The organism is Burkholderia sp. Se-20378 (assembly GCF_017104665.1).
In the GTDB taxonomy this organism is placed as follows: Bacteria; Pseudomonadota; Gammaproteobacteria; order Burkholderiales; family Burkholderiaceae; genus Burkholderia; species Burkholderia lata.
On sequence record NZ_JAAGPG010000081.1, the window covers coordinates 1 to 25,128 of the forward strand.

17 protein-coding genes and 1 pseudogene are annotated in these 25,128 nt (G+C 66.1%); 11 read left to right on the top strand and 7 right to left on the bottom strand.

The window, feature by feature from the left end; translation table 11 throughout:
* Positions 1 to 247: 247 nt before the first annotated feature.
* The 4 genes from xsc to G3N93_RS12005 form a co-directional block, all read right to left on the bottom strand.
* Complete coding sequence (gene xsc, locus G3N93_RS11990; protein ID WP_174935976.1) at positions 248 to 2,065, bottom strand: sulfoacetaldehyde acetyltransferase; 1,818 nt, start codon at positions 2,063 to 2,065, stop codon at positions 248 to 250.
* A gap of 160 nt (positions 2,066 to 2,225) precedes the next feature.
* Positions 2,226 to 2,624 carry a nuclear transport factor 2 family protein gene (locus G3N93_RS11995; protein ID WP_206133084.1) on the bottom strand — a complete coding sequence of 133 codons (399 nt, stop codon included), beginning with the start codon at positions 2,622 to 2,624 and terminating at the stop codon, positions 2,226 to 2,228.
* Positions 2,625 to 2,990: 366 nt separating this feature from the next.
* Complete coding sequence (locus G3N93_RS12000) at positions 2,991 to 5,876, bottom strand: GH92 family glycosyl hydrolase (protein ID WP_206133085.1); 2,886 nt, start codon at positions 5,874 to 5,876, stop codon at positions 2,991 to 2,993.
* Between the two features lie 482 nt (positions 5,877 to 6,358).
* A complete protein-coding gene (locus G3N93_RS12005; RefSeq protein WP_174930438.1) occupies positions 6,359 to 7,885 on the bottom strand; it encodes a PLP-dependent aminotransferase family protein in 1,527 nt (508 codons plus the stop codon).
* 271 nt (positions 7,886 to 8,156) lie between these two features.
* Between G3N93_RS12005 and G3N93_RS12010 the strand changes: the two genes are divergently transcribed.
* Both G3N93_RS12010 and phnY read left to right on the top strand, forming a co-directional pair.
* Positions 8,157 to 8,501, top strand: coding sequence for a GNAT family N-acetyltransferase (locus G3N93_RS12010; protein WP_174941716.1), 345 nt, complete (start codon positions 8,157 to 8,159; stop codon positions 8,499 to 8,501).
* A 44-nt stretch (positions 8,502 to 8,545) separates the two neighbouring features.
* A complete protein-coding gene (gene phnY / locus G3N93_RS12015) occupies positions 8,546 to 10,000 on the top strand; it encodes a phosphonoacetaldehyde dehydrogenase (protein WP_206133086.1) in 1,455 nt (484 codons plus the stop codon).
* Positions 10,001 to 10,045: 45 nt separating this feature from the next.
* On the opposite strand, the gene G3N93_RS12020 is transcribed toward phnY, so the two are convergent.
* Complete coding sequence (locus G3N93_RS12020) at positions 10,046 to 12,286, bottom strand: TonB-dependent siderophore receptor (protein WP_206122724.1); 2,241 nt, start codon at positions 12,284 to 12,286, stop codon at positions 10,046 to 10,048.
* A 323-nt stretch (positions 12,287 to 12,609) separates the two neighbouring features.
* Here G3N93_RS12020 and G3N93_RS12025 point away from each other — a divergent pair, with 323 nt between their 5' ends.
* On the top strand, positions 12,610 to 13,674 hold the full coding sequence (locus G3N93_RS12025; RefSeq protein WP_206133087.1) for an asparaginase: 1,065 nt from the start codon (positions 12,610 to 12,612) through the stop codon (positions 13,672 to 13,674).
* A gap of 114 nt (positions 13,675 to 13,788) precedes the next feature.
* Here G3N93_RS12025 and G3N93_RS12030 read toward each other — a convergent pair whose 3' ends face one another.
* Complete coding sequence (locus G3N93_RS12030) at positions 13,789 to 14,757, bottom strand: LysR family transcriptional regulator (RefSeq protein ID WP_174935961.1); 969 nt, start codon at positions 14,755 to 14,757, stop codon at positions 13,789 to 13,791.
* 141 nt (positions 14,758 to 14,898) lie between these two features.
* Between G3N93_RS12030 and G3N93_RS12035 the strand changes: the two genes are divergently transcribed.
* On the top strand, positions 14,899 to 16,305 hold the full coding sequence (locus tag G3N93_RS12035; RefSeq protein ID WP_174986600.1) for an aspartate ammonia-lyase: 1,407 nt from the start codon (positions 14,899 to 14,901) through the stop codon (positions 16,303 to 16,305).
* Positions 16,306 to 16,414: 109 nt separating this feature from the next.
* Entirely contained in the window at positions 16,415 to 17,926 is a 1,512-nt protein-coding gene (locus G3N93_RS12040) for an amino acid permease (RefSeq protein ID WP_206133088.1), read from the top strand.
* Positions 17,927 to 17,986: 60 nt separating this feature from the next.
* On the opposite strand, the gene G3N93_RS12045 is transcribed toward G3N93_RS12040, so the two are convergent.
* Positions 17,987 to 18,670, bottom strand: a complete 684-nt coding sequence (locus G3N93_RS12045) for an alpha/beta hydrolase (RefSeq protein ID WP_206133089.1) — start codon at positions 18,668 to 18,670, stop codon at positions 17,987 to 17,989.
* A 213-nt stretch (positions 18,671 to 18,883) separates the two neighbouring features.
* On the opposite strand from G3N93_RS12045, the gene G3N93_RS12050 reads away from it, so the two are divergent.
* From G3N93_RS12050 to G3N93_RS12075, 6 genes and pseudogenes are all read left to right on the top strand, one after another.
* A complete protein-coding gene (locus G3N93_RS12050; protein ID WP_174935953.1) occupies positions 18,884 to 19,126 on the top strand; it encodes an antitoxin in 243 nt (80 codons plus the stop codon).
* A complete protein-coding gene (locus G3N93_RS12055) occupies positions 19,123 to 19,530 on the top strand; it encodes a type II toxin-antitoxin system VapC family toxin (RefSeq protein WP_206133090.1) in 408 nt (135 codons plus the stop codon). Before G3N93_RS12050 ends, G3N93_RS12055 begins: the two co-directional genes overlap by 4 nt.
* 487 nt (positions 19,531 to 20,017) lie before the next feature.
* A complete protein-coding gene (locus G3N93_RS12060) occupies positions 20,018 to 20,326 on the top strand; it encodes a DUF485 domain-containing protein (RefSeq protein ID WP_011355578.1) in 309 nt (102 codons plus the stop codon).
* On the top strand, positions 20,323 to 22,053 hold the full coding sequence (locus G3N93_RS12065) for a cation acetate symporter (protein ID WP_174986593.1): 1,731 nt from the start codon (positions 20,323 to 20,325) through the stop codon (positions 22,051 to 22,053). The genes G3N93_RS12060 and G3N93_RS12065 overlap by 4 nt, the downstream gene beginning before the upstream one ends.
* A 457-nt stretch (positions 22,054 to 22,510) precedes the next feature.
* Positions 22,511 to 24,892, top strand: coding sequence for an MCP four helix bundle domain-containing protein (locus G3N93_RS12070; protein WP_174941755.1), 2,382 nt, complete (start codon positions 22,511 to 22,513; stop codon positions 24,890 to 24,892).
* Between the two features lie 4 nt (positions 24,893 to 24,896).
* A pseudogene (locus G3N93_RS12075) lies at positions 24,897 to 25,128 on the top strand (chemotaxis protein); the annotation flags it as partial.

A 25,128-nucleotide genomic window follows, 5' to 3' on the forward strand; every position in this document is an offset into this window, starting at 1 on the left:
TGCCGTCGCGCGTCGCGCGCGCGGCGGCCTGCAGCACGCGCGGATCGTCGGCTTCGCACAGCGCGATGCGCATCGGCTGGCGGCGCGCGGAGTCGAGAATGCGGTCGAGGGCTTTCATCGTTCGCTCGGGTAGAAAAAGAAAAAACGGCCGGATGCGGCGGCCCGCACGGGGCACGGCGTCCGGCCGGAGGGCCGGCCGCGCGAGAGGGGCGCGCGACCGGCAACGGGTTGCGTCAGTGACGCGGCGTCATACGTAGTCCTTGTACTTGTCGAGCATGCGGACCGGCTTCGACAGCGCATCGCGACGGAACGGATCGCCGAGTTCGCGCGTGCACATGATCTCGATGATCGTCGTCTTGCCTTCGTTCATCTGCATGTCGATTGCACGCTTGAGTGCCGGGCCCACATCTTCGAGGCGGTCGACCGTGATCCCTTCGGCACCCATTGCACGCGCGATTGCCGCGAAGCTTTGGTTGTCGAGTTCACCGGCGACGAAGCGGCGGTTGTAGAAGTCGACCTGGTTCTTCTTCTCCGCGCCCCATTGACGGTTGTGGAACACGACGGCCGTCACCGGGATGTTGTGGCGCACGCAGGTCATCGTTTCCATCAGGCTCATGCCCCACGCGCCGTCACCCGCATACGACACGGCCGGGCGGTGCGGGGCGGCGACCTTCGCGCCGATGATCGTCGGGAACGCATAGCCGCAGTTGCCCCAGCTCATCGCCGCGAAGAAGCTGCGCGGCTTGTTGAAGCGCAGGTAGCTGTTCGCGACCGAGTTGATGTTGCCGATGTCGGTCGACACCATCACGTCCTCGGGCATCGCCTTCTCGAGCTCGCGCAGCACCTGGCGCGGATGCAGGTACTGGCCGCCGCTGAACGGCTTCTCGTGCTTCTGTTCCTCGATCATGTCGAGGCTGTACGCGTCGCGCTCGTGCGTCCAGTCGTCGAGTTCCTTTTCCCATGCGGCCTTCTCGGTCGCGATCTGGTCGGCGCGCTCGCCGCGCGAGCCGTCGCACGCGAGCGTGCGGCCGTCGAGGCGTTGCGTGAGCGCGACCGCCGCGGCCTTCGCGTCGCCGCAGATGCCGACCGAGATCTTCTTCACGAGGCCGAGCATCTTGTGGTCCGCGTCGATCTGGATGATCTTCGCGTCCTTCGGCCAGTAGTCCATCCCGTGCTGCGGCAGCGTGCCGAACGGCCCGAGGCGCGAGCCGAGCGCGATCACGACGTCCGCGCGCGACAGCAGCTTCATCGCCGCCTTCGAGCCCTGGTAGCCGAGCGGGCCGCACCACAGCGGGTGGTTTGCCGGGAACGAGTCGTTGTGCAGGTAGCTGTTGACGACCGGTGCGCCGAGCCGTTCGGCGAGCGCCTTGCATTCCTCGATCGCGTCGGCCATCACGACGCCGCCGCCCGAGATGATCACCGGGAACTTCGCCTGCGCGATCAGCGCGGCCGCATCGTCCAGGCTCTGTTCGCCGCCGGCGCCGCGATCGAGCCGGCGCGGTTGCGGAATCTCGACCTTGACCTTGCCGTAGAAGTAGTCGCGCGGGATGTTCAGCTGCGTCGGGCCCATCTCGGCCTGCGCGCGGTCGAAGCAGCGCGCGGTGAATTCGGCCATCCGCGCCGGGTGCGTGACGTGGCCCTGGTATTTCGTGAATTCCTGGAACATCGGCAACTGGTTCGCTTCCTGGAAACCGCCGAGGCCGATGCCCATCGTGCCGGCTTCCGGCGTGACGATCACGACCGGGCTGTGCGCCCAGTACGCGGCCGCGATGGCCGTCACGCAGTTGCTGATGCCGGGGCCGTTCTGGCCGATCACGACGCCGTGGCGGCCCGACACGCGTGCATAGCCGTCGGCCATGTGGCCCGCCCCCTGTTCGTGCACGACCGGGATCAGGCGGATGCCGGCCGGCGCGAAGATGTCCATCGCATCCATGAACGCGGAGCCCATGATGCCGAACATGTCGGTCACGCCGTTGGCCGCGAGGGTCTCGACGAAGGCTTCGGACGGCGTCATGTCCTGCGGACCGCTAGCCGATGCACGCAGGGAAGTGGATTGTTCGCTCATGGGTTGTCTCCGATTGTTCAATTAACGGAACGTCTTGTTCCAGATGCTATTTGCTGGGTAAGGCCGGTCAAGTCATTCCGCCCGCTGCCGGGGAATGTGGAATGAAATGAAATGATTCGTTTCAAAATGCGCGTGGGGCACGGTGGCCCGGGCGGTGCGCTCAGCCCGGTTGTTTCGGCCGTTCCTTGCGGAACGCGCGCTTGACGGCGATCAGTCCGTCGCGGAATTCGAACAGGTCGCAGCCTTCGGCCTCGATGCGCCAGCCTTCGGCGTGCGTGCCCGTGAACACCCATTCGGAGACGCCGCGTTCGCCGACGACGTAATGGCGGCCGCGACCCCAATGCGCATCGGGGAAGGTCTTGAACACGGCTTCGAACGCCGCGCGTACCGCGTCGCGGCCGACGAAGCGCGTGCCGTGGATGTCGGGGCCGCCGGCCGCGTCGAATACGCAGTCCTCGGTCATGAAGCCCATCAACGCATTGGCGTCGTGCCGGTTGAATGCGTCGGAAAATGCCGCGAGCGTGGCGGCCGTGACGGGGCCGGTGAGCGTGTCTGCCATAACGTGTCTCCTGTCGAATGGTGGGCGGTGCGCAAGGCGCTGGCGCGCATGCGGCACGCGGTATCGACACGTTAGTGAGCGCTCGTTTTTGGCGGTAGCGCCAGTCGGGAGGTTTCGCTTGGGCCAGGGGGCGCAGCCGGGCCGGCGCGCCTGTCTACCGGCGCCCCGTGGGTTCCCGGCGGCGGGTTCGTTGACGCGCATCGACAGCAATCATCGACGCGGAGCGAAGAGCAAAAAGATCTGCCGCAGGGGAGTATCGCGAAACCGTTGCAGTGGCGCGATGAGTCGCGGATCGCGCGGCAGCGGTGCCGGCCGGCGAGGGGATGCATCGGAAGGCCCGATGCATCCCCGCCGGTCATGCGGCCGTCAGGACGCCGTCATCCCGATGCCGAACACGTGCATCTTGCCGGCGCTCACCTGGCGCGGCAGCACGATGCTCGTCACCACCTTGCCGGGCGGCACCGGAATCTTCTGCGCGAAGATGTAGGTCTTGACGTTGTCCTGCTGGCCGCTGCCCGAGTTGCGGTAAGCCATCGTGACGGCGATCGCCGCGCTGGCGTGCGCGCTGCCGCCGTTCAGCGTCCAGTCGTCGAACGCCAGCGTGACAGCCTGGCTCGAGCCGTCCGCGAAATTCAGCTGCGCGGTGCCGCTGCTCGGGCCGTTGTTGGACGAGCCGAGCACCACCACGCCGGTGCCGGCCGATCCCGGCGGCAGCATCACGGTCTGGCCGACGGTCACGGTGTTGTCGAGCGAGAGCGGCCCGCCCGCCACCGCCACGCTGGCGCCGGCCACCGCGAATGGCTTGCCGGGTTGCACGCCCGCCGCTGCCAGCGCATTCAGCGAGTAGCTGAACAGGCTGCCGTCGAAGTCCGCGCCCTGGCCGTCGGTATTGGTCGCACCGTCCGCGCTGAAGCCGCGGTTGTTGTAGCTGTCGGCCGCGTTGAGCGCCACCGGCACGCCGAACGACGGCGGCTGCTTCCGGCTGCCCCATTGCGACGGCGCGCTGCCCATCGCGAAGTGCAGCGTCGCGCCGTTCGCGATGTCGTCGTAGGCGACCCACGGCACATCGTGGGCGCGACCGTTGATCGACAGCGACTGCACATAGCTGGACGCGGGCGCACCGTCGGCGCGAATCCGCCACGTGCGGCCGTTGCCGAGCCGTACGTCGATCTGCGGGAACTGCGGACTGCCGATCGCCAGGCCCGCCACGCCCGGGATCTGCGGATACAGGCCCAGCGAGCCCCAGACATACCAGCCCGACACGGCGCCGAGGTCGTCGTTGCCCGGCAAGCCGTCGGGGCCGGTGCCGAACGCGCTGCCCAGGATCTGCTGCACCACGCGCTGCGTGCCCGACGGCTGCCCGGCCCAGTTGTAGAGCCAGGGCACCTCGAAGGTCGGCTCGTTGCCCATGTAGAAGTTGGGCAGGCTCAGGCCGGCATTGAGCACCGTGAAGAACTGGTCGAGCCGCGACGTCACCGTCGCATTGCCACCGAGCTGCGCGAACAGGCCGGCGCCGTTGTACGGCACCATCCACGTGTACTGTTCGGCATTGCCTTCCACGTAGTTGTCACCGCTGCTCGGCGTCTCGGGAATCCACGCGCCGTTCGACTGGCGCGCCGCGATCAGCGGCGGCGTCAGCGCGGTGTCGAGCAGGTTCTGCCAGTAGGCCGAGCGGCTCAGCAGCATGCGCTGCGTGGCGGCATCGCCGAGTGCCCCGGCGAAGCGCGAGATCGCAAAATCGCTGCTCGTGTATTCGAGCGTGGACGAAGCCTGTCCCCACTCGCCGTTGGTGATGTAGCCGGTCTGCAGGTAGCTCGCGCGACCGCCGTTGGTGGTCACGTTGTTGCAGGCCGTGCCGGGAATGTTCGCCATCTTCACCATGTGCTGCAGCGCGGATTGCGTATCGAAGCGCCGCGCGCCGAACGCATAGGCATTCGAGACGATCAGCGAACCGGCGTCGCCCGGCATCACGCCATCCTCGACGTTGTCGTTGACCCAGTGCGGAATCGCGCCGCATTGATCCGCGTCGTTGATCAGCGACTGGATCATGTCGCTGGTCTCGGACGGGTTGAGGATCGACTTCAGCTGGATCAGCGAACGGTAGATGTCCCAGCCCGAGAACGACGAATACTGCGCTTGCTGGCCCTTGGCGACCTGATGCACGGTATTGTCGAAGCCGATGTACTGGCCGTTCACGTCGCTGAAGATGCTGGGCGCCCATAGCGCGTGATACAGCGCCGTGTAGAACTTCTTCTTCGCGTCGAGCGTGCCGCCCGCCACGCGGATGCCGTTAAGGCGGTCGTTCCAGATGCGGTCGGCCTGCGTGCGTACGCCCGCGAAGTCCCAGCCGCGATTTTCCGCGTCGAGGTTGGCTTTCGCGTTGGCGACGCTGACGTAGGAGAGGCCGATCTTCATCCTGACCGTCTGGCCGGAGCGGAAACCAAGCTGGGCCACACCGTGCGAAATCGAGGCCGACGTGAACGCCTGGTCGAAGGCGGCGTAGAAGTAGACGGGTACCGGCACCGAGTTGCCGCAGAAGCCGCCGCCGATCGTGCTGCCGGAGATGGCGCTGTCGGAAACCTGCGTAATGGCGCCGGTGGTCGAGGTCCTGGTGTTGGTGCGGGTTGCGTCGAGCACCAGCAGGGCAGGCTTGCCGGCCGGGTACGCGAACTGGCCGAAGCCGGTGCGCAGGGTGGCGGTCAGCTCCACCTTGATCTGCGAGTCGAGCAGCACGGAATAGTAGCCCGGCTTGGCTATTTCATTCGCATGACTGAATGTCGGTGCGAGCTGCGTCGGGTCGGTGGTCGGCATGACCGGGAATTCGCCGTTGTTACCGCTGCAGCCGGCGCCCGGCATGTGCGTCAGGCTGAAACCCTGGATCGAGTGGATGTCGTAGTAGTAGCCGGCGGGCGAGTTCGGCTCCTGGCTGCTGTTCGGCGCGGGCGTGGTGTTGGTGTCGGGCGCCCACTGCACCATGCCCGACGGCAGGCCGGCGGCCGGTTCGACGCTGCCGGCCTGTCCCGCCGGCACCGGGTTCGGCGAATTGCTCGCGAGCGTGCCGATCAGCGGATCGACGTACTGCGTCAACGACAGGTTGCGGTTGTCGTCGAGATTCGTCGTATCGGCCACGGCTTCCGACGGGCGTGCCGCCAATACCGACGCCGCGGTTCCGTCGCTGCCGTCACCGCCTCCGCACCCGCTCAACGCATACGTCGCGGCCAGGATTGCCGCGAGCGTCGTGAATCGAATCATGATCGCCCCCTCCGGTTATCCATGCATTTTTTTCTTTGGCAATCCAATCGATCGAATCGTTGCTTCGTCGTCGCGGGTTGCCGTCTTTCAGCGTCGTAACACTAGGATTTGGACGAATCCGTTGTCAACCGGATTTGGAGAGTTGTAATGTTTTTATTGGATTTACTAAACGAATCGAAACGAAAAGAATCCCGGCGATCGTGCATTGAAGTCGCAGTGAAGCGGTGTGCAGGCACGAGCGCCGCAAGCGGTGTCCGATGAAGCCGCGGAAAATGATCTGCCGGTCGAATCGATGCGTCATGCATTCACGCCTGCCGTTCACCGATACCCGAAAAGATGATCCGCAAGCGCGCGGCCGTGAGCCACCCCGCAGGGTGAACACGGCCTATCGTCGAAACGGGTTTTACGGCCGCAACATACGCGACGTTCGTGCTTCCGGGCGACTGCGCAGCGCCGGCGCACGACGCCTTTTTCGCGTGCGGTCAGGCCCCCGGACGTTGCGTGCGCACGCATTGCGCGAGCGCCCGCACACCCGGCTCGATCCGCTCGAGCGGGATCGCGGAGAAGCCCATCCGGAAGCAGCGTCGCGCGTCGCCTTCATCGTTCATGAAGAACACGCTGCCCGGCTCGATCAGGATGCCGGCTTCCTGCGCGTCGGCGGCGAGGCGCGTCGCGTCGAGCCACGGCGGGCCTTCGACCCAGCACGACGCGCCACCCGTCACCTGCACGTAGCGCGCTTCCGGCAAATGCGCGTCGAGCGCGGCCATCAGCGCCTGCGAGCGCTCGCTGTACGCATGCGCGAGCCGGCGCAGCAATGCGTCGTGATGGCCGAGCGCGAGAAAGGTCGCGAACGCGCGCTGGATGTACGCAACCGGGTGGCGCACCATCAGCCGCCGCAGCGCACGCAGCTCGCGGATCAACTCGCGCGGCCCGACCACGTAACCGAGCCGCAGGCCCGGCGCGAACGTCTTCGACAGGCTGCCGACGTAGATCACGCGGTCGGCCGTGTCGAGGCTTTTCAAGGCCGGATGCGGCGTGCCGGAGAACGTGTTCTCGCTCTCGTAGTCGTCCTCGATGATCACGAAATCGTGTTGCTGCGCGCAATCGAGCAGCGCGCGGCGCCGCTCGACCGGCATCGTCGCGGTGGTCGGGCACTGGTGGCTCGGCGTCACGTACACGTAATCGCAGCGCGAGAGCGTATCGCCGAGCGTGGCGGGTGCGATCCCGTGACCGTCGACGGGCAGCGGCAAGAGCCGTGCGTTGCGGTTCTCGAAGATGTTGCGCGCGTCCGGATAGCCGGGGTTCTCGAAGCCGACCGTCGTGTGCTTGCCGCACAGCAGGTCCGCGATCAGGTACAGCGCCTGCTGGCAGCCGTTCGTGACGACGATCTCGTCGGGCATCGCGAACACGCCGCGCCGCGGCAGCACGCGCGTGCGGATCTGCTGGATCAGCGATTCGTCGTCGCGTTCGATCAGGTCGGGCGCCCAGTTGCGGATCTCCATCACCGACAGCGCCTTCAGGCAGCATTCGCGCCAGTCGTTGGTCGGAAACAGCGACTGGTCGAATTGCCCGTAGATGAACGGAAATTCGTAGTGCTGCCAGTTCGCGGGCTTCACGATGTTGCGCTGCCTCGACGGCGGATGCGCGATGCGCTTGTCCCAGGCGGGCCGGCCCGGCGTTTCGTCGCCGCCGCCCGGCTGCGCGGCGGGCTTGGCGGCCGCGAAGCCGGGCAGGCCCTCGAGCATCTTCGGGTTCACGAAGTGCCCGCTGCGTTCGCGCGAGATCAGGTAGCCCTCTTCGACGAGCATCTGGTACGCGAGCACGACGGTGTTGCGCGCGACGCCGAGCTGGTCGGCGAGCTCGCGGCTCGACGGCAGCGCGGCATCGGGCGCGAGCTGGCCGTCGAGGATCGCGGCCACGAGCATCCGCCGGATCTGGTCCTGCAGGCTCGACGCCGACGACCGCCGGAACTGCTGGGCCCATAAGGCGGTCGGGGTACGACTCGGCATGCTTCCTCCTGTGATCGGTACGGGAAACGCGAGGCGGTGCGCGTGGTGTGCGCGCGGCCCGCGAGGGGCGCGGTGTCGCGAGAATACGCGCGTCGCGCCGCGGATGTGGACTCAATGAAATGTGTCGTCTGGCACTACTGCGCGCCGACGTGGCAAGACGATACTCAAACCGTCGCCCCTGGACGATCCGGATAAGTCCCCGGTTCGCGGGCGCAGGGAGGCGTGCGCGCATCGCGTTCGCCTGCAGCGTGATGCAACGGAGAGGGGCGCCATGCATGTCGTCGTGTTCAGGGATCGCTGCGAGCGCGTGATCCGCATCGTGTTCGACGACGCACGGGCGACGGCGATCGCGTATCGCGACGACGAGGCGATCGGTGAACTCGGCATCGACGACGGTGGCGGTGGTGGTGCCGTGCGATCGCCGGCGCTCACGCGGCTGTTCGTCGAACCCGCGTATCGGCGCAGCGGCATCGCGCACACGCTGCTGGCGTGCGCGTCGCGCGAATTCGGCCGGCCGATCCGCATCGATGCCCGCGCGCGTGAGTGGCCCGATACGCCGGCATGGGCGACGCTGTGCCGCTGCCTCGAATACGAAGGGCTGGTGGTGGTGCGGTAATCGAAAGCGTGACCACGATCACGCTACACCAAGACGGAGACGACATGAGTACGGTCCTGAAGCCGATTCCCGCATCCGACGTGCGGCACGAAGCGTTGCGCATCGACGGGCAGCGCGCGTGGCGCGACGCAGTCATCGACGTGCGCAATCCGTACGACGGCTCGCTGGTCGGCACGGTGCCGAAGGCGACGCTGGACGACGTGCGGCGCGCGTTCGCGGTTGCACGCTCATACCGGCCTGTGCTCACGCGTCACGATCGTGCGGCGATCCTGCGCCGTGCGGCCGACATCGTGCGCTCGCGCACGGTCGAGATTGCGGGGCTGATCACGGCCGAGTCCGGCCTGTGCATCAAGGATTCGACCTACGAAGCCGGCCGCGTGGCCGACGTACTGATGTTCGGCGCCGGCGAAGTGCTGAAGGACGACGGGCAGATCTTCTCGTGCGACCTGACCCCGCACGGCAAGAAGCGCCGCGTGTACACGCAGCGCGATCCGCTGCTCGGCGTAATTTCCGCGATCACGCCGTTCAACCACCCGATGAACCAGGTCGCGCACAAGATCGTGCCGTCGGTGGCGACCAACAACCGGATGGTCGTGAAGCCGTCGGAGAAGGTGCCGCTGTCGTGCTACCTGTTCGCGGACATCCTGTACGAAGCCGGCCTGCCGCCGCAGATGCTGCAAGTGCTCACCGGCGACCCGAAGGAGATCGCCGACGAGCTGATCACCAACCCGGCGATCGACCTGATCACGTTCACGGGCGGCGTATCGATCGGCAAGTCGATTGCATCGCGGATGGGCTACCGGCGTGCGGTGCTCGAACTCGGCGGCAACGATCCGATCATCGTGATGGAAGATGCCGATCTCGACGAAGCGAGCACGCTCGCGGTGTCGGGTTCGTACAAGAACTCGGGGCAGCGCTGCACGGCGATCAAGCGGATGCTCGTGCACGAGTCGGTGGCCGATCGTTTCACGGAGCTGGTGGTCGAGAAAACGAAGGCGTGGTCGTACGGCAACCCGGCCGATCCGTCGGTCGACATGGGCACGGTGATCGACGAGGCGGCCGCGAAGTTCTGTGAGCAGCAGGTGAACGACGCGATTGCGCGCGGGGCGCGGCTGCTGGTTGGCAACGTGCGAAACGGCGCGCTGTATTCGCCGACGGTGATCGATCGCGTGACGTCCGACATGCCGCTGGTGAAATACGAAACCTTCGGCCCCGTGTCGCCGATCATGCGTTTCCGCGACATCGACGAAGCGATCCGGATGTCGAACAGCACCGACTATGCGCTGTCGTCGTCGGTCTGCACGAACCGCTTCGACGCCATCACGCGCTTCATCACCGAGCTGGAAGTCGGCAGCGTGAACGTGCGCGAAGTGCCGGGTTACCGGCTCGAAGTGACGCCGTTCGGCGGCGTGAAGGATTCGGGGCTGGGGTACAAGGAAGGCGTGCAGGAAGCGATGAAGAGCTTCACGAACGTGAAGACGTACTCGCTGCCGTGGTGAGTGCGGCGGGGAAGGGCGTACCACGCCCTCCCGCCGCCAATGGCGTTACTGATAGAAGTTGAGCGTGACCATCGCCGAACGGCCCGGCGCCCACGTCGCGTAGATCGGATACGCGCTCGAGTAATACTTCTTGTCGAACAGGTTCTGCACGTTGAGCTGCACGTCCATCGTCTTGTTCACGCGCCAGGTTGCGGCCGCGTCGAAGCGTGCGTAGCCGGGCGTCCATTTCTTCGTCGTCGCGGATACCGACGCGTAGGTCTGGCTCATCACCGTCGCACCGGCGCCGAGCGTGAGCTTCGGCATTACGTCGTAGCTCGTCCACAGCGTGAAGTTGTGCTTCGGCACCATCACCATCGGCAGGCCCGATGCGCCCGGGCTGCCGGGGCCTGCGTCGGTCGTGATCGCGTTCAGGTACGAGTAGCCGCCGAACACGTGCCACTTCGGCGTCAGGTTGCCCGCGAAGCCGAATTCGACGCCGCGCACGCGCTGCTTGCCCGCGTTGACCGTGTGACCGAGGCCGTCGCTCACGCGCGCATTGGTCTTCTCGGTCTGGAACAGCGCCGACGTCAGCGACAGTTGGTCCTGCAACACGTCCCACTTCGCGCCGATCTCGATGTTGCGCGAGCGCTCCGGCGCGAGATCCTGGTTCGTCGCGGTGATCTGGTCGGTGCCGCCGCCGAGGCCGCTGTTCGCGCCGGGCGGGTTCGACGACGTGCCGTACGACGCATACAGGCTCACGTTGCTCACCGGCTTGAACACGAGGCCGAACTGGTAGCTGAACAGGTTCGACGTGTTCGACAGGTCGGCCACGCCGGCCTGCTTGCCGGTCGTGTCGTAGCGGTCGAAGCGCAGCCCCGTGTTGAACTGCCAGCGCTCGGACAGCTTCACGGTATCGAAGATGTACGCGGAAACCGTGTCGGTGCGCGTGTTCGTCGTCGGGCCGGGGAAGCCCTTGTCGCCGTTCAGCACGATGTTGCCGGTCCACGGCATGTTCGGGTTCCAGCCGCCCGCGAGCGGCGTGCAGTTGCCGGCCACCGAGCACGGGCCGCCCGAGCGGATGTTGTTGCCGGCCGAATCAGACACGAGGTAGCCCTCGTAGCGTGCCTGCTCATGGCTGAACTCGACGCCGGCCGTCATCGTGTGCTTCATGCCGAACAGGCTCGCGCTGCCGGTCACTTCGGTCTGGTTCGAGAAGCCGTTGAGCGCGTACTTGCCGCTCTTCGCCTGCAGGCTCAGCATGTTCGGGTTCGACGCGAGGATCTGCGGGTTCGTCGCCACGTAATCGAGCGTCGAGCGACCGAACATCGTCGTGTTCTTCAGCTTCCAGTCGTCGTTGATCTTGTGCTCGACGCGCACCTGGGCGGTGTCGGTCTGCCCGTAGCGGTAGTCGCGCGTGTTCAGCCCGAAGAACTGGCCGCGATCGGTCGGCACCGGCGTGCCGCCCGACGCGCGGAACGGCACGCTGAAGTCCGGCATGTCGTACGAGTTCATGTGGTAGTAGCTGACCGTGACCGTGGTCGGCGTGTTCAACCCGAACACGATCGACGGCGCGACACCCCAGCGCTTGTTGTACACGTCGTTGCGGCCGGCCTGGTTAGCGTCGTGACCCATCACGTTCAGGCGCACGGCCGTCGTGTCGTTGATCTTGTGGTTCGCGTCGACCGTCGCGCGCTTGTAGCCGTCGGTGCCGAAGCCGATGCTGCTGTTGATGAAGTTGTCGTTCTTCGGCGTCTTCGTGACGATGTCGATGCTGCCGCCCACCGAGCCGCGGCCCGCATAGACCGAATCGGGGCCCTTGATCACGCTGATCTGCTCGACCGCGAACGTTTCGCGGTTCTGCAGCCCCGAGTCGCGCATCCCGTCGACGAAGATCGAGTTGCGCGATTCGAAGCCGCGGATCACCGGGCGATCGGCCGACGGGTTCGCGGCCGCATCGCCGCCGAGGAACGTGATGCCCGGCACCGAGCGCAGCGCGTCCGCGAACGACGTGACGTTCTTTTCCTTGATCAGTTGCTCGGGGATCACCGTGACCGAGCGCGGCGTGTCGAGCAGCGGCGCGGTGAACTTGTACGACGGCGAGCGCTTCACCTGCATGTCCGACGGCGCGGTCGACTGGACGTTGATCGTCGGCAGCGTCGCCTGCACGTCGGCGGACGGGGCGGGCTGGTCGGCGGCGGGCGCGGAAGCAGGGGCGGTTTCGGCGGAGGCGAGCAGCGGCGTCAGGAAAACGGAGCAGGTCAGCGCCGACACGAGGGCGCGAGGCCTCGTCTTGAACTGGGCGGGCATATCGAGAGGCAGCAGAAGGTTCGGTGAGCAGGTGCGTCTTCTCGATACCGGCCGGGCAGCGCCGAACATCGGAAAACGTCAATGTAAATGCGTATGATTCGCGTTTGCGGCCGCAATTGTACGGATTGGTACCAATTCTGTAAACGATCGAATGGTTTTTGTACGAATTCGGTCAGGTTTTCGTGGGGGCGGGATCGCCTTTGCGTCGCGTGCAACACGGCTTTCCATCGCCCGGCCGGCGCGTGGCGGTGGTGACTCGATACACTGCCGTACCGGTTGGACGGGCCCCGGCAAGCAGGCCCCGAGCAAGGAGACAACACACGATGGACACCCCACGCGCAGCAGTCGTCACGTACCGAGGCGAGGCGATCGAGAACACGCACGTCGCCCATGTGGCGGTGGTCGACGCACGCGGCAGGCTGCTGGCGCGGTTCGGCGATCCGTTCCGGATAACGCTGGCGCGCTCGGCGGCCAAGCCGGCGCAGGCGCTGTCGGTGATCGAGACGGGCGCGCCCGAACGCTTCGGCTTCGACGATGCGGACATCGCGCTGATGTGCGCGTCGCACAGCAGCGAGGACCGGCATATCGAACGCACGCGCGCGATGCTCGCCAAGGTCGCCGCGCACGAATCGGACTTGCGTTGCGGCGGCCATCCGCCGTTGTCGGATGCGGTGTACCGCTCATGGATCAAGCGCGACTACACGCCGACCGGCGTGTGCAGCAACTGTTCGGGCAAGCACGTCGGGATGCTGGCCGGCGCGCAGGCAATTGGCGCCGCAATGGCCGACTACCATCTGCCCGACCATCCGATGCAGGTGCGCGTGAAGCACGTGGTGGCCGATGCGTGCGGGCTGCGCGACGACGAAGTGGGCTGGGCGATCGACGGATGCAACCTGCCGACGCCGGCGTTTTCGCTGGACCGGCTCGCGCGTCTCTACGCATCGCTGGCCGACGGTGCGGATACGGTGGAGGCGGGCGGTGGCGCAATCAGCGATCGCGTGCGTGCACTGGCGCGGATTCATCGTGCGATGACCGCGTATCCGGAGCTGGTTGCCGGCGAAGGGCGCTATTGCACGGTGCTGATGAACGCGTTCGACGGGCAGGTGGTCGGCAAGCTCGGCGCCGATGCGTGCTACGGGATCGGCGTGCGGGCGTCCGAGCGCACGCGGGCGCTGGGTGCCGACGGCGCGCTCGGCATCTCGGTGAAGGTCGAGGACGGCAATCTCGACGTGCTCTACATGGTCGTCAGCGAACTTCTCGAGCGGCTGCAGATCGGCACGTCCGCGCAGCGCGCGCCACTGGCCGGCTTTCATCGGCCGCGAATGCTCAATACGCAGGGCGTCGAGATCGGGCACGCCGCGTTCCCGTTCGAATTGCAGCCGGGCTGAACGGTGCGGATGCGCTGACGCCGCCGGCCCGCGACCCGGGCCGTGCGTGGCGGCGTGCGCGCGCGTCTGCCTGTCGGCCGGCGCGAGCGTGAAGGCGAGCGCGTGCGCTACGCGCTAAGCGCCGCGAATCTTCGTCAGTTCCAGCGCCGACAACTCGCCGATATGCGCGAGGTGTTCCGCGAGAAAGTCCTTCAGCACGCGCAGCTTCGCCGAGCTGCGCCGGTTCGCCAGATACGCGATGTAGATGTATTCGCCCGTCAGCCGGTTCTGCAGCCGGTAGCGCGGCAGCACGGCTTCGAGCCGGCCGCTCGCGAGCAAGTCGCGCACCAGCCAGATCTCGAACTCCGCGATGCCGAGCCCCGCGCAGGTCGCTTCGAGCAGCAGTTCCGAATGGTCGGTGACGAGGTTGCCGGCCGGCAGCAGGCTGTGATGCGCGTCGCCGTTCACGAGATCCCAGCGCGGATCGCCTTCCGGATGCACGTAGCGCAGGCAGTTGTGTTGCTTGAGCTCGTCCGGCGTGGACGGGCGCCCGCAGCGGTCGAGATAGCCGGGCGTCGCGCACAGGATGCTGTCGTTGCGCGACAGGCGGTGGACGACGAGGTTGTCCAGGTAATTCTCGCCTTCGTGAATGTCGAGATCGAAGCCACCGGCCACGAGGTCGTTGTGGTTGTCGGTAAGCCGCACGTCGAGCTGGATCGTCGGGTAGCGCGCGAGGAACGGTGCGACCAGCGGCGCGAGATGACGGCGGCCGAATGCCACCGGCGCGGTGAGCTTCAGCGGGCCGCTCGGCTGCGCATTCAGCTCGGCGACGACGCGCAAGGTGTCGTCGAGATCGGCGATCAGCGTGACGGCGCGTTCCAGGTAGATATGGCCGGCTTCGGTGAGCGTCACGCTGTGCGTCGAGCGGTGCAGCAGTGCGACGCCGAGGGCCTCCTCGATCGCCGTGACCTTGCGCGCGACGGTGGACGTCGACACATGCATCTCCTTCGCGACCGCTGAAAAACTCCCCGTTTCGACCACTCTCACGAACGCGCGCATTGCGCCCATGTGATCGATGCCGGATTCTTTCGCGCCTTTTTTCATTCGATTCTCGCTGTTGCGTCCCACGCAAAACCGCTTTCGATAATACAGAAGCGAGCTTGTTTTTGCAAAGGCATAGAATGCGAACCCGTCGCGTCGGCAAGCGGCGAACGACGAGCGGCACGAGACACCCAGGAGGGCACGATGACAGAAAACGGCTTCCGCGTCGAAGCGGATCTTTTAGGTAAACGAAGTATTCCGGACGACGCGTACTACGGCGTTCATACGCTGCGCGCGAAGGAGAATTTCGACATTTCGGGCCGCACCATTGCGTCGCTGCCGTATCTCGTGATGGCGCTCGCCGCCGTGAAGGAGGCCGCGGCCGACGCGAACTGCGAGCTCGGGCTGCTGCCGCAGCCGTACCGCGATGCGATCGCCGCCGCGTGCGTCGAGATCCGCGAAGGGCGCCTGCACGACCAGTTCGTCGTCGACATCATCCAGGGCGGCGCCGGCACGTCGACCAACATGAACGCGAACGAGGTGATCTGCAATCGCGCGCTCGAAATCATGGGGCACGCGCGCGGGCAGTACGAAACCCTGCATCCGAACGAGCACGTCAATCTCGCGCAGAGCACCAACGACGTTTATCCGACTGCGATCCGCGTCGCGACCTGCTTCGCGGTCGAGCACCTGCTCGAAGCGATGGCGCGCCTGCGCGATGCGTTCGCGGAGCGGGCCGACGCATTCGCCGGCTTGCTGAAGCTCGGCCGCACGCAGCTGCAGGACGCGGTGCCGATGACGCTCGGCCAGGAGTTCTCGACCTACGCGGTGATGCTGACGGAAGACATTGCGCGGCTGCAGGAAGCCGGCTGGCTGATTCGCGAGATCAATCTCGGCGCGACCGCGATCGGCACGGGGATCACCGCGCATCCGCAGTACGCGGAGAAGGCGCTCGCGGCGCTGCGGCGCATTACCGGGCTCGACCTGAGCACCGCGCCGAACCTGATCGAAGCGACCCAGGATTGCGGCGCGTTCGTGCAGGTGTCGGGCGTGCTCAAGCGGATCGCCGTGAAGCTGTCGAAGATCTGCAACGACTTGCGGCTGCTGTCGAGCGGCCCGCGCGCGGGGTTCGGCGAGATCAACCTGCCGCCGGTGCAGGCCGGCTCGTCGATCATGCCCGGCAAGGTGAATCCGGTGATCCCGGAAGTCGTGAACCAGGTCGCGTTCGAGGTGTTCGGCAACGACCTGACCGTGACCTTCGCCGCCGAGGCCGGGCAGCTTCAGCTCAACGCGTTCGAGCCGGTGATCGCCAGCGCGCTGTTCCGCAGCTTCAGCCATCTCACGGCCGCCTGCACGACGCTCGCGCAGCGGTGCGTGAGCGGGATCACCGCGAACCCCGAACGGCTGCGCGAAACGATGGAGCGCTCGGTCGCGCTCGCGACCGCGCTGAACCCGTACATCGGCTACAAGCGCGCGACCGCCGTGGCGGCCGAGGCGCATGCGACCGGCAAGTCGATCCGCGAGGTCGTGCTGGAGCGCGAGTGGATGACCGATGCGCAGGTCGAAGAAGCGCTGCAGCCCGAGGCGCTGATCCGGCCGCGCGTGCTTTGACGCTGGTTGGGCGCGCCGCCGGTGCGTGACGCCGGCGGCTTGCGTGCGGCTGCACCCGAAGCGCCCCCCGCGCGGGGCGCGACACATCAAGAAACAACGGAGACTCACGATGAACCACAGCAGCGAGCGCCCGGCCGATCCGGCCGGCGGCGCGGATTCCCGTCATGCCGACCCCGATGCGATGTTCGCGTCGCACGAAGCCGGCTATGCGAAGCAGTTGAAGCCGCGGCACGTGCAGATGATTGCGATGGGCGGCGCGATCGGCACCGGCCTCTTTCTCGGTGCGGGCGGGCGCCTGCAGCATGCGGGGCCCGCGCTCGCGCTCGTGTATCTCGTCTGCGGCGTGTTCGCGTTCCTGATCATGCGCGCGCTCGGCGAGCTCGTGATGCACCGGCCGACCAGCGGCAGCTTCGTGTCGTACGCACGCGAGTTCATGGGCGAGCGCGCGTCGTTCGTCGCGGGCTGGATGTACTACCTGAACTGGGCGACGACCGGCATCGTCGACATTACCGCGGTCGCGATCTACATGAAGTACTGGGCCGTGTTCACGGACGTGCCGCAGTGGGTGTTCGCGCTCGGCGCGCTCGGGATCGTGTCGGTGATGAACATGATCGGCGTGAAGGTGTTCGGCGAGATGGAGTTCTGGTTCTCGATTGTCAAGGTCGGCACGCTCGCGGTGTTCCTCGCGGTCGGCGCCGTGTTTCTCGCGAGCGGCCATCCGGTCGCCGGCCAGATGCCGGGGCTGCATCTCGTCGCGGATCACGGCGGGATCTTTCCGCACGGCATCCTGCCGGCCGTGCTGATCGTGCAGGGCGTCGTGTTCGCTTACGCGAGCATCGAGCTCGTCGGCGTCGCGGCGGGCGAGACCGCCGATGCGCGCAAGGTCTTGCCGAAAGCCATCAACAGCGTGATGTGGCGCATCGCGCTGTTCTATGTCGGTTCGGTCGTGCTGTTGACGATGCTGCTGCCGTGGACGGCGTACAGCGCGCACGAAAGCCCGTTCGTGACGTTCTTCAGCAAGCTCGGCGTGCCGTACGTCGGCACCGTGATGAACGTCGTGGTGCTGACCGCCGCGCTGTCGAGCCTGAACTCCGGCCTCTATTCGACCGGGCGCGTGCTGCGTTCGCTCGCGATGGGCGGATCGGCGCCGCGCTTCGTGTCGCGGATGAACGCGCGCGGCGTGCCGTACGGCGGGATCCTGATCACGGTCGCGATCAATGCGATCGGCGTGCCGCTGAACTACATCGTGCCGGCGCAGGCGTTCGAGATCGTGCTGAACATGGCGTCGCTCGGGATCATCACGACGTGGGGCTTCATCGTCATGTGCCAGATCCTGTTCCGCCGCGCGGTCGATCGCGGCGAGCTGAAGGCCGTGTCGTTCCGGATGCCCGGCGCGCCGTTCACGTCGTGGCTCACGCTGGCCTTCCTCGTCGGCGTGCTGGTGCTGATGGCGTTCGACTATCCGGGCGGCACGTGGACCATCGCGACGATTCCGGTCGTCGTGCTCGCGCTGGTGATCGGCTGGAAGCTGGCGAAGCGCGGCGCCGCGCGGGAGCAGGCGGCGGATGCGCGTGCGTCCGCGGCCACGCGCGCCGTCGCCGATCCGGCGCGGGGCGCCTGAAGAAGGGGCGCGCCGGGCATGCCGAGTCGTTTGCGGCCGATGCCCGGCGTCCCGTTACGGTCAGTTCAACCCGGTGCGCTCGCCGACCCAGCGGCCGAAATCGCCGGCCATCTCCGCGGTCAGTTCATGGCCGGCCGCATACAGCCGCGTATCGTGCGCGACGCCGAGCGCCGTGAGTTTCGCGTCGGCGGTGTCGGCCCACGCGACGGGCAGCTTGTCGTCGGCGCGGCCGTGCACGATCAGCGCATGGAGCGGGCGAAGCGCATCGCGCGGCGCGATCAGCGGATCGATTTCGGGCAGGATGCGCCCGCACAACACCGCGAATGCGGTGACGTCCTGCGGCGACGTGAGGCCGACGCTTGCGCTCATGATGCCGCCCTGGCTGAAGCCGGCGATCACCGTCGGCAACGCGGCGCCCGCGTCACCGCTGGCGTGGAAGGCGCGCAGCAGCGCGATCAGCTTGATGCGGCTCGCGTCCGCGCGGGCCGCGTCGATTTCCGGGCCGTTCGGCCCGAAGCGCACCGGAAACCAGGCGTGCTGGTTGGGCCCGAACGCGAGCGGGGCGCGCAGGAATGCGATCTCGATGCGCGGATCGATGACGTCGGCCAGGTTCAGCAGGTTGGTTTCGTTGCCGCCGACGCCATGCAGCAGCAACAGGCGGGCAGCGGGGCGGCCGGTGGCCGGGCGCAGCCGGTACTGGAGGCCCGACTCGGGATCGGTGGTCAGCGGCAGGACGTCGGTCATTGCATGTATCCGGAAAGGGGAGCGATGCGACAGTCTAGGGCGTGCGGACTGCGACGTGAATCGCCGGTGTGCGATTGATTGTTTCCTGTCTGGAATGAATCGGGTGCTCCGCGGCGCTCGGTGGCCCATTGTTCATATGCCGACGGGATGACTCGTCATCAGGGCGCGCAGTTGCTAAAATAGATACATTTTGTAGATACATGAGGGGCGGAGATGGATACTGCCAAGATTTTCAAGCATGGTGGATCGCAGGCCGTCCGTCTGCCGAAGGATTTCCGCTTCGAAACGACCGAGGTCCGGATTCGTCGCCACGGTTCATCCGTCATTCTCGAACCGGTGCCGCAAGACTGGGCATGGCTCACGCCGCTGATCGGCCCGGTCGACGCCGATTTCGAAGCTGCCGCCACGACCGAGCCTGCCGCTCAGGCGCGCCCGGATCTGGACGTATTTGAATGAAATTTCTGCTGGATACCCATGCGGTCATCGCCATCATGAAAGGCGAGTCGGCCATGCTGGCACGGCTGCGCACGTATCAGCCAGCAGATTTCGGCCTGCCGGCGATCGTCGCGCATGAACTCTATTACGGTGCCTGCAAGAGCCAGAGAGCGGCAGCGAACGTGGCACGTGTCGAGGCACTTCAGTTCGAGGTGGTGTCGTTCGATGTGGAAGATGCTCAGCACGCCGGTGCGATTCGTGCCGAGCTGACCGCGGCAGGAACCCCGATCGGTCCGTACGATGCGCTGATCGCCGGGCAGGCGCGCGCGCGGCGTCTGGTGCTCGTCACGCATAACGTGCGCGAGTTTGCGCGAGTCCCGGGGCTGCAAGTCGAGGATTGGCTCGCCGAGGCGCGTGAAAACTGATCGCATGGCGGTCATGCGGTAACGAGAGCGGATTCGTTCGACGCGCGGACGCCGCCCGAACATCACCGCAACCGAACCACCGTCGACTTCAACTCCGTCAATTTCTCCCGCGCGCGCAGCGCGTTGCAGCGCCGCCGGAGATAGCGCACCGTCGTCGCGGCTTCGTCGTTGCCGCGTCGATGGCATGCTCCATCTCCGCTCATACCCTTCCATCGACATCGATCGATGCGAGTGACTGTCCTTATGCGGAAGTATCCGTTTATTGAGGACTATCGAAAAATTGCGTCCTGACTAATCCGCATCGCAACGCCGAAACAGCGGCGACGTTACAGCGCGCCATGCGCACGGTCGCGTACACGCATCAAGCACAGCACCCAGTACCGCTAGGGAAAACCATAGTGCGCTCTCGAAAGATCGAGTAAGCGCGCAGTCAGCTTCGCTCTTCAGAATCGCCACACTCATTCAAAAGCAAACCAGGAGACAGGCGATGCATGATGGGTTGGTGAAAAAAATCGAAGCGCATCCGAAGTATGCGCAGCTCAAGCGGCGGCGCAATACGCTCGGTATCTTCCTGACCGTGCTGATGCTGATCGTGTACTACGGCTACATTGCACTGATCGCATTCGACAAGTCGTTCCTCGCGAAGCCCGTCAGCACCGGCGTGACGAGTGTCGGCGTACCGGTCGGCATGGCGGTGATCGTGTTCACCGTCGTCATCACCGGCATCTACGTGCGCCGCGCGAACAACGAATACGACCAACTGACGCAGGACATCCTGCAGGACGTCGCCCAATGAAGAAGACTCTTTCGATGACGCTGGTCGCGCTGCTGGCTGCGGGAGCGTGCGGCGTGGCCGTCGCGGGCGGCGGCGATGTCGGGCAGACCGCCAAGCAGGCAACCAACACCACGGCCATCGTCCTGTTCGCGCTGTTCGTCGCAGGGACGTTGTGGATCACCAAGTGGGCGGCTTCGCGCACACGTTCCGCCGCGGATTTCTACACCGCCGGCGGCGGCATCACCGGGTTTCAGAACGGCCTGGCGATCTCGGGCGACTACATGTCGGCGGCATCCTTCCTCGGCATTTCCGCTGCAGTGATGACGTCGGGTTACGACGGCCTGATCTACTCGATCGGCTTCCTGGTCGGCTGGCCGATCATCACGTTCCTGATGGCCGAGCGGCTGCGCAACCTCGGCAAGTTCACCTTCGCCGACGTCGCGGGCTACCGCTTCGAGCAGGGGCCGATCCGCAGTTTCGCCGCGATCGGCACGCTGGTGGTGGTGGCGTTCTACCTGATCGCGCAGATGGTCGGCGCGGGGCAGCTCATCAAGCTGCTGTTCGGTCTCGACTACTGGGTGGCGGTCGTCATCGTCGGCGCGCTGATGATGGTCTACGTGCTGTTCGGCGGCATGACGGCTACCACCTGGGTGCAGATCATCAAGGCGTGCATGCTGCTCGCGGGCGTGACGTTCATGGCGATCATGGTGCTCGCGCAGTACGGCTTCAGCCCGGAGGCGCTGTTCGCCCATGCCGTGGAAGTCAAGACCGCGATCGCCGCGAATGCCGGCAAAGCGCCGGACGACGCGACCCGGATCGGGCTGTCGGTGATGTCGCCGGGCGGGTTCATCAAGGATCCGATCTCGGCCATCTCGTTCGGCATGGCGCTGATGTTCGGCACCGCCGGCCTGCCGCACATCCTGATGCGCTTCTTCACGGTGCCGGATGCGAAGGAAGCGCGTAAGTCCGTGTTCTGGGCCACCACCTGGATCGGCTACTTCTACGTGCTGATCTTCATCATCGGGTTCGGTGCGATCACGCTGGTGCTGACCAATCCGGAGCTGTCCGACGTGGCCAAGGGCGTGATCAAGGGCGGCGCGGGCACGGCCAACATGGCCGCGGTGCTGGTGGCCAAGACGGTGGGCGGCGACGTGTTCTACGGCTTCATCTCGGCCGTGGCGTTCGCGACGATTCTGGCGGTGGTCGCCGGGCTCACGCTGTCGGGCGCGTCGGCGGTGTCGCACGACCTCTACGCGACCGTCTTCAAGAACGGCAACGCGAATAGTGCCGACGAACTGAAGGTGTCGCGCATCACGACGCTGGTGCTCGGCGTGATCGCCGTGCTGCTGGGCATCGCGTTCGAGAAGCAGAACGTCGCGTTCATGGTGTCGCTGGCGTTTGCCGTGGCGGCGTCGGCCAATTTCCCGGTGCTGTTCCTGTCGATGATGTGGAAGGGCTGCACCACGCGTGGCGCGGTCATTGGCGGCTTCCTGGGGCTGGTCTCGTCGGTGGGGCTGACGATCGTGTCGCCGTCGGTGTGGGAAGCGACGCTCGGTTATCCGAAGGGTTCGGCGTGGTTCCCGTACACGTCGCCGGCGTTGTTCTCGATGACGATCGGCTTCGTGGGCGTGTGGCTGTTCTCGGTACTCGACACGAGCCTGCGCGCGAAGGCGGAGAAGGGCGCGTTCGCCGCGCAGCAGGTGCGTTCGGAAACGGGGCTGGGGGCGACTCGCGCCAGCAGCCACTGACCGGTCGTGAGCCAAATACGCCCGCCCCGGGGCTGACGATGCAGCACATCGCATCGTCGGCCCCAGGGCGGGTGGTATCGTTTTCATCCGTCGGTCGAATCTCGCTCCGGCAATAAAAAATCGCGAATTCGACTGAATTCGTCGATAATGCGCAAACGTTTTACGAAAGCCCGGTTGCGGTTAATTCGCGGATTAAATAAATAAAAATAAAATATCCGGATCTGGAATTTACAGGCCGCGCAGGATCGCCGTTCGAAGCCTTGTGGCACGAGGTTAACGGCAGATTACGGCAATACTTTAGGGCTCTTTCGTCACAATTATTCATTTCATTTTTATCAATGAACAATTGATTTCCGGTCATCGGAGCGTCATACACCATCCCCGATAATTCGGCGCTCACATTCTTTCAATAGACCAAACGGCGATCGAAGCCGAATCGCTGCGGGGAGCTGTACTCATGACCATCCGTCATCGCATTACGCTGCTAGTCGTCCTGACGTTCTTCGCGCTGTCCGCGATCGGCATCTATGCCGTGTACCAGACGCGCAAGAGCGCGTCCGAGGTACGCCAGGTCACCCAGGGAATCGTGCCGAGCGCGCTCGCGTCGGCGGATCTCGTCGCCGATGTGAAGAACATCCAGATCGCGACGATGACGCTCATCTACGCGCCCGACGCGAACACCGCCGCCCAGGCGCGCGACGAGCTGAAGGCGAAGCAGGGCGCGCTGCGCGCCGCACTCGACGTGCAGGCGAAGTCGGCGGTCGGCCAGGCGCAGGTCGGGCTCGTCTCGCAGGCGAAGGAGAGCGCCACGAACTATTTCGCGGCGATCGACGACACCGTGAAGATGAAGGCCGACGGCAAGCCCGAGATGGCGCAGGCGTACCTGTTCGCGAACGTCGCGCAGTATCGCGACGAACTCGAAAGCATCGTCGACACGCTGCGCGTCGAGAAGAACCGCCAGAAGGACGACGCGATCAACGCGCTGAACGGGATGCTGTCGACGACGGCGACCGCGATCGCGGGCGTCGCCGGCACGGTGATCGTGCTGCTGACCGCGCTCGGCCTGCTGCTGTATCGCCAGATCACGCGCCCGCTGATCGGGATGCAGACGGCGATGAGCGAGATCGCGACGAGCCAGGATTTCACGCGCCGCGTGCCGGTGGGCCGGATGGACGAAATCGGCCATTCGATCGTCGCGTTCAACGGGATGATCGAGAAGATCCAGGAGAACTCGGCGCAGCTCAAGCAGAAGACGGCCGACATCCAGGCGATGCTGCAGAACATGCAGCAGGGGATCCTGACCGTCGTCGAAGGCGGCGTCGTGCATGCGGAGTATTCGGCGTACCTCGAAACCATCTTCGAGACGAGCGACATCGCGGGCCGCGACCTGATGGCGCTCGTGTTCGACGACTCGAACATCGGTTCCGACGCGCGTTCGCAGGTCGATGCGGCCGTGCATGCGTGCCTCGGCGAAGACAGCATGAACTTCGAGTTCAACGAGCACCTGCTGGTGAACGAGGTCGCGAAGCGGATGCCGGACGGCCGCGACAAGTGGCTCGACCTGAGCTGGTCGGCGATCACCGACGAGACCGACACGGTCGTGCGCCTGATGCTGTGCGTGCGTGACGTGACCGAGATTCGCGAGCTGACCGCGCAGGCCGGCGAGCAGCAGCGCCGCCTCGAGATGATCGGCGAGATTTTGTCGATCAGCCAGGACAAGTTCCACGACTTCGTGCACAGCGCGAAGGGCTTCCTCAGCGAGAACGAGCGGATGATCCGCCAGCACGAGCGTGCCGATCATTCGATCGTCGCGGCGCTGTTCCGCAACATGCATACGATCAAGGGCAATGCGCGCACGTACAGCCTCCAGCACCTGACGAACATCGTCCACGAAGCGGAGCAGGCGTACGACTCGCTGCGCCGCGCGGACGGCGGCCCGGAATGGAACCGCGACGCGCTGATGGACGACCTGGCCCGCGTGCGCGAGGCGGTCGAGCACTACGCGACGATCAACGCGGTCACGCTCGGTCGCAGCGGCGAAGCGGTGCAGGGCGCGGACTTCCTGATGGTCGAACGCGCACATATCAGCGAGAGCCTGCGCGTGCTCGACGGCGCCGATCCGGCGAACGCGGCCGACTGGCATGCGGCCCGCGACGCCGTGCGTCGCATGCTGAGCCAGCTCGGCACGCAGGGCATCGGCGACGCGCTCGGCGGCGTGATCGAGTCGTTGCCGTCGCTCGCGGCCGAACTCGGCAAGCCGGCGCCGGTCGTGCATATCGACAGCCACGGCCACCGCGTGCGCAGCGAAATCGCCGCGACGCTGAAGAACGTGTTCATGCACCTGCTGCGCAACTCGATGGACCACGGGATCGAATCGTCCGACGAGCGGCGCGCGGCCGGCAAGGCGGTATCCGGCACGATCGACATCGCGGTCGGCGTGGGCGGCGGCGAGCTGTGGTTCGTGCTGAGCGACGACGGCCGCGGCCTCGCGCTCGACCGGATTCGCGGCATCGCCCGCGAGCGCGGCTGGATCGATGCCGACCACGACGCGGCGCTGTCCGACGACGCAGTGGCCGAGCTGATCTTCCGGCCGGGGTTCTCGACCGCGAATGCCGTGACCGAAGTGTCGGGCCGCGGCGTCGGCATGGACGCGGTGCGCAACTTCCTGAAGCGCGACGGCGGCGATATCGCGTTGCGTTTCACCGACGATCGCGTCGGCGCGCCGTATCGCGCGTTCGAGACGATCGTGTCGCTGCCGGCCCGCTTCGCGGCGGACGGCGCCGCCCAGGGCGTCGCGCACGAACGTGCGCGCAGCGCGGATATCGGCACGGCGGAGTGATGACGTGATGGTGCAGGCGTGGATGATCCAGATGGCCGCCGCACTGGCGGGCGGTGTCGTCGTCGCAATCGTGGCGGCGGTCGTGTTTCGTGTGGCGCGCAAGCGGCTTGTCGCGGCGCTTGAACGCGATACGGCGCAGTTGCGCGGTGCGCTCGACGCAGCCGATGAGCGCGTCGCCGACGCCGCGTCGGCGCATGCGGAGGCAGCCGACGCATGGGCGCAGCGCGAGGCGCAGC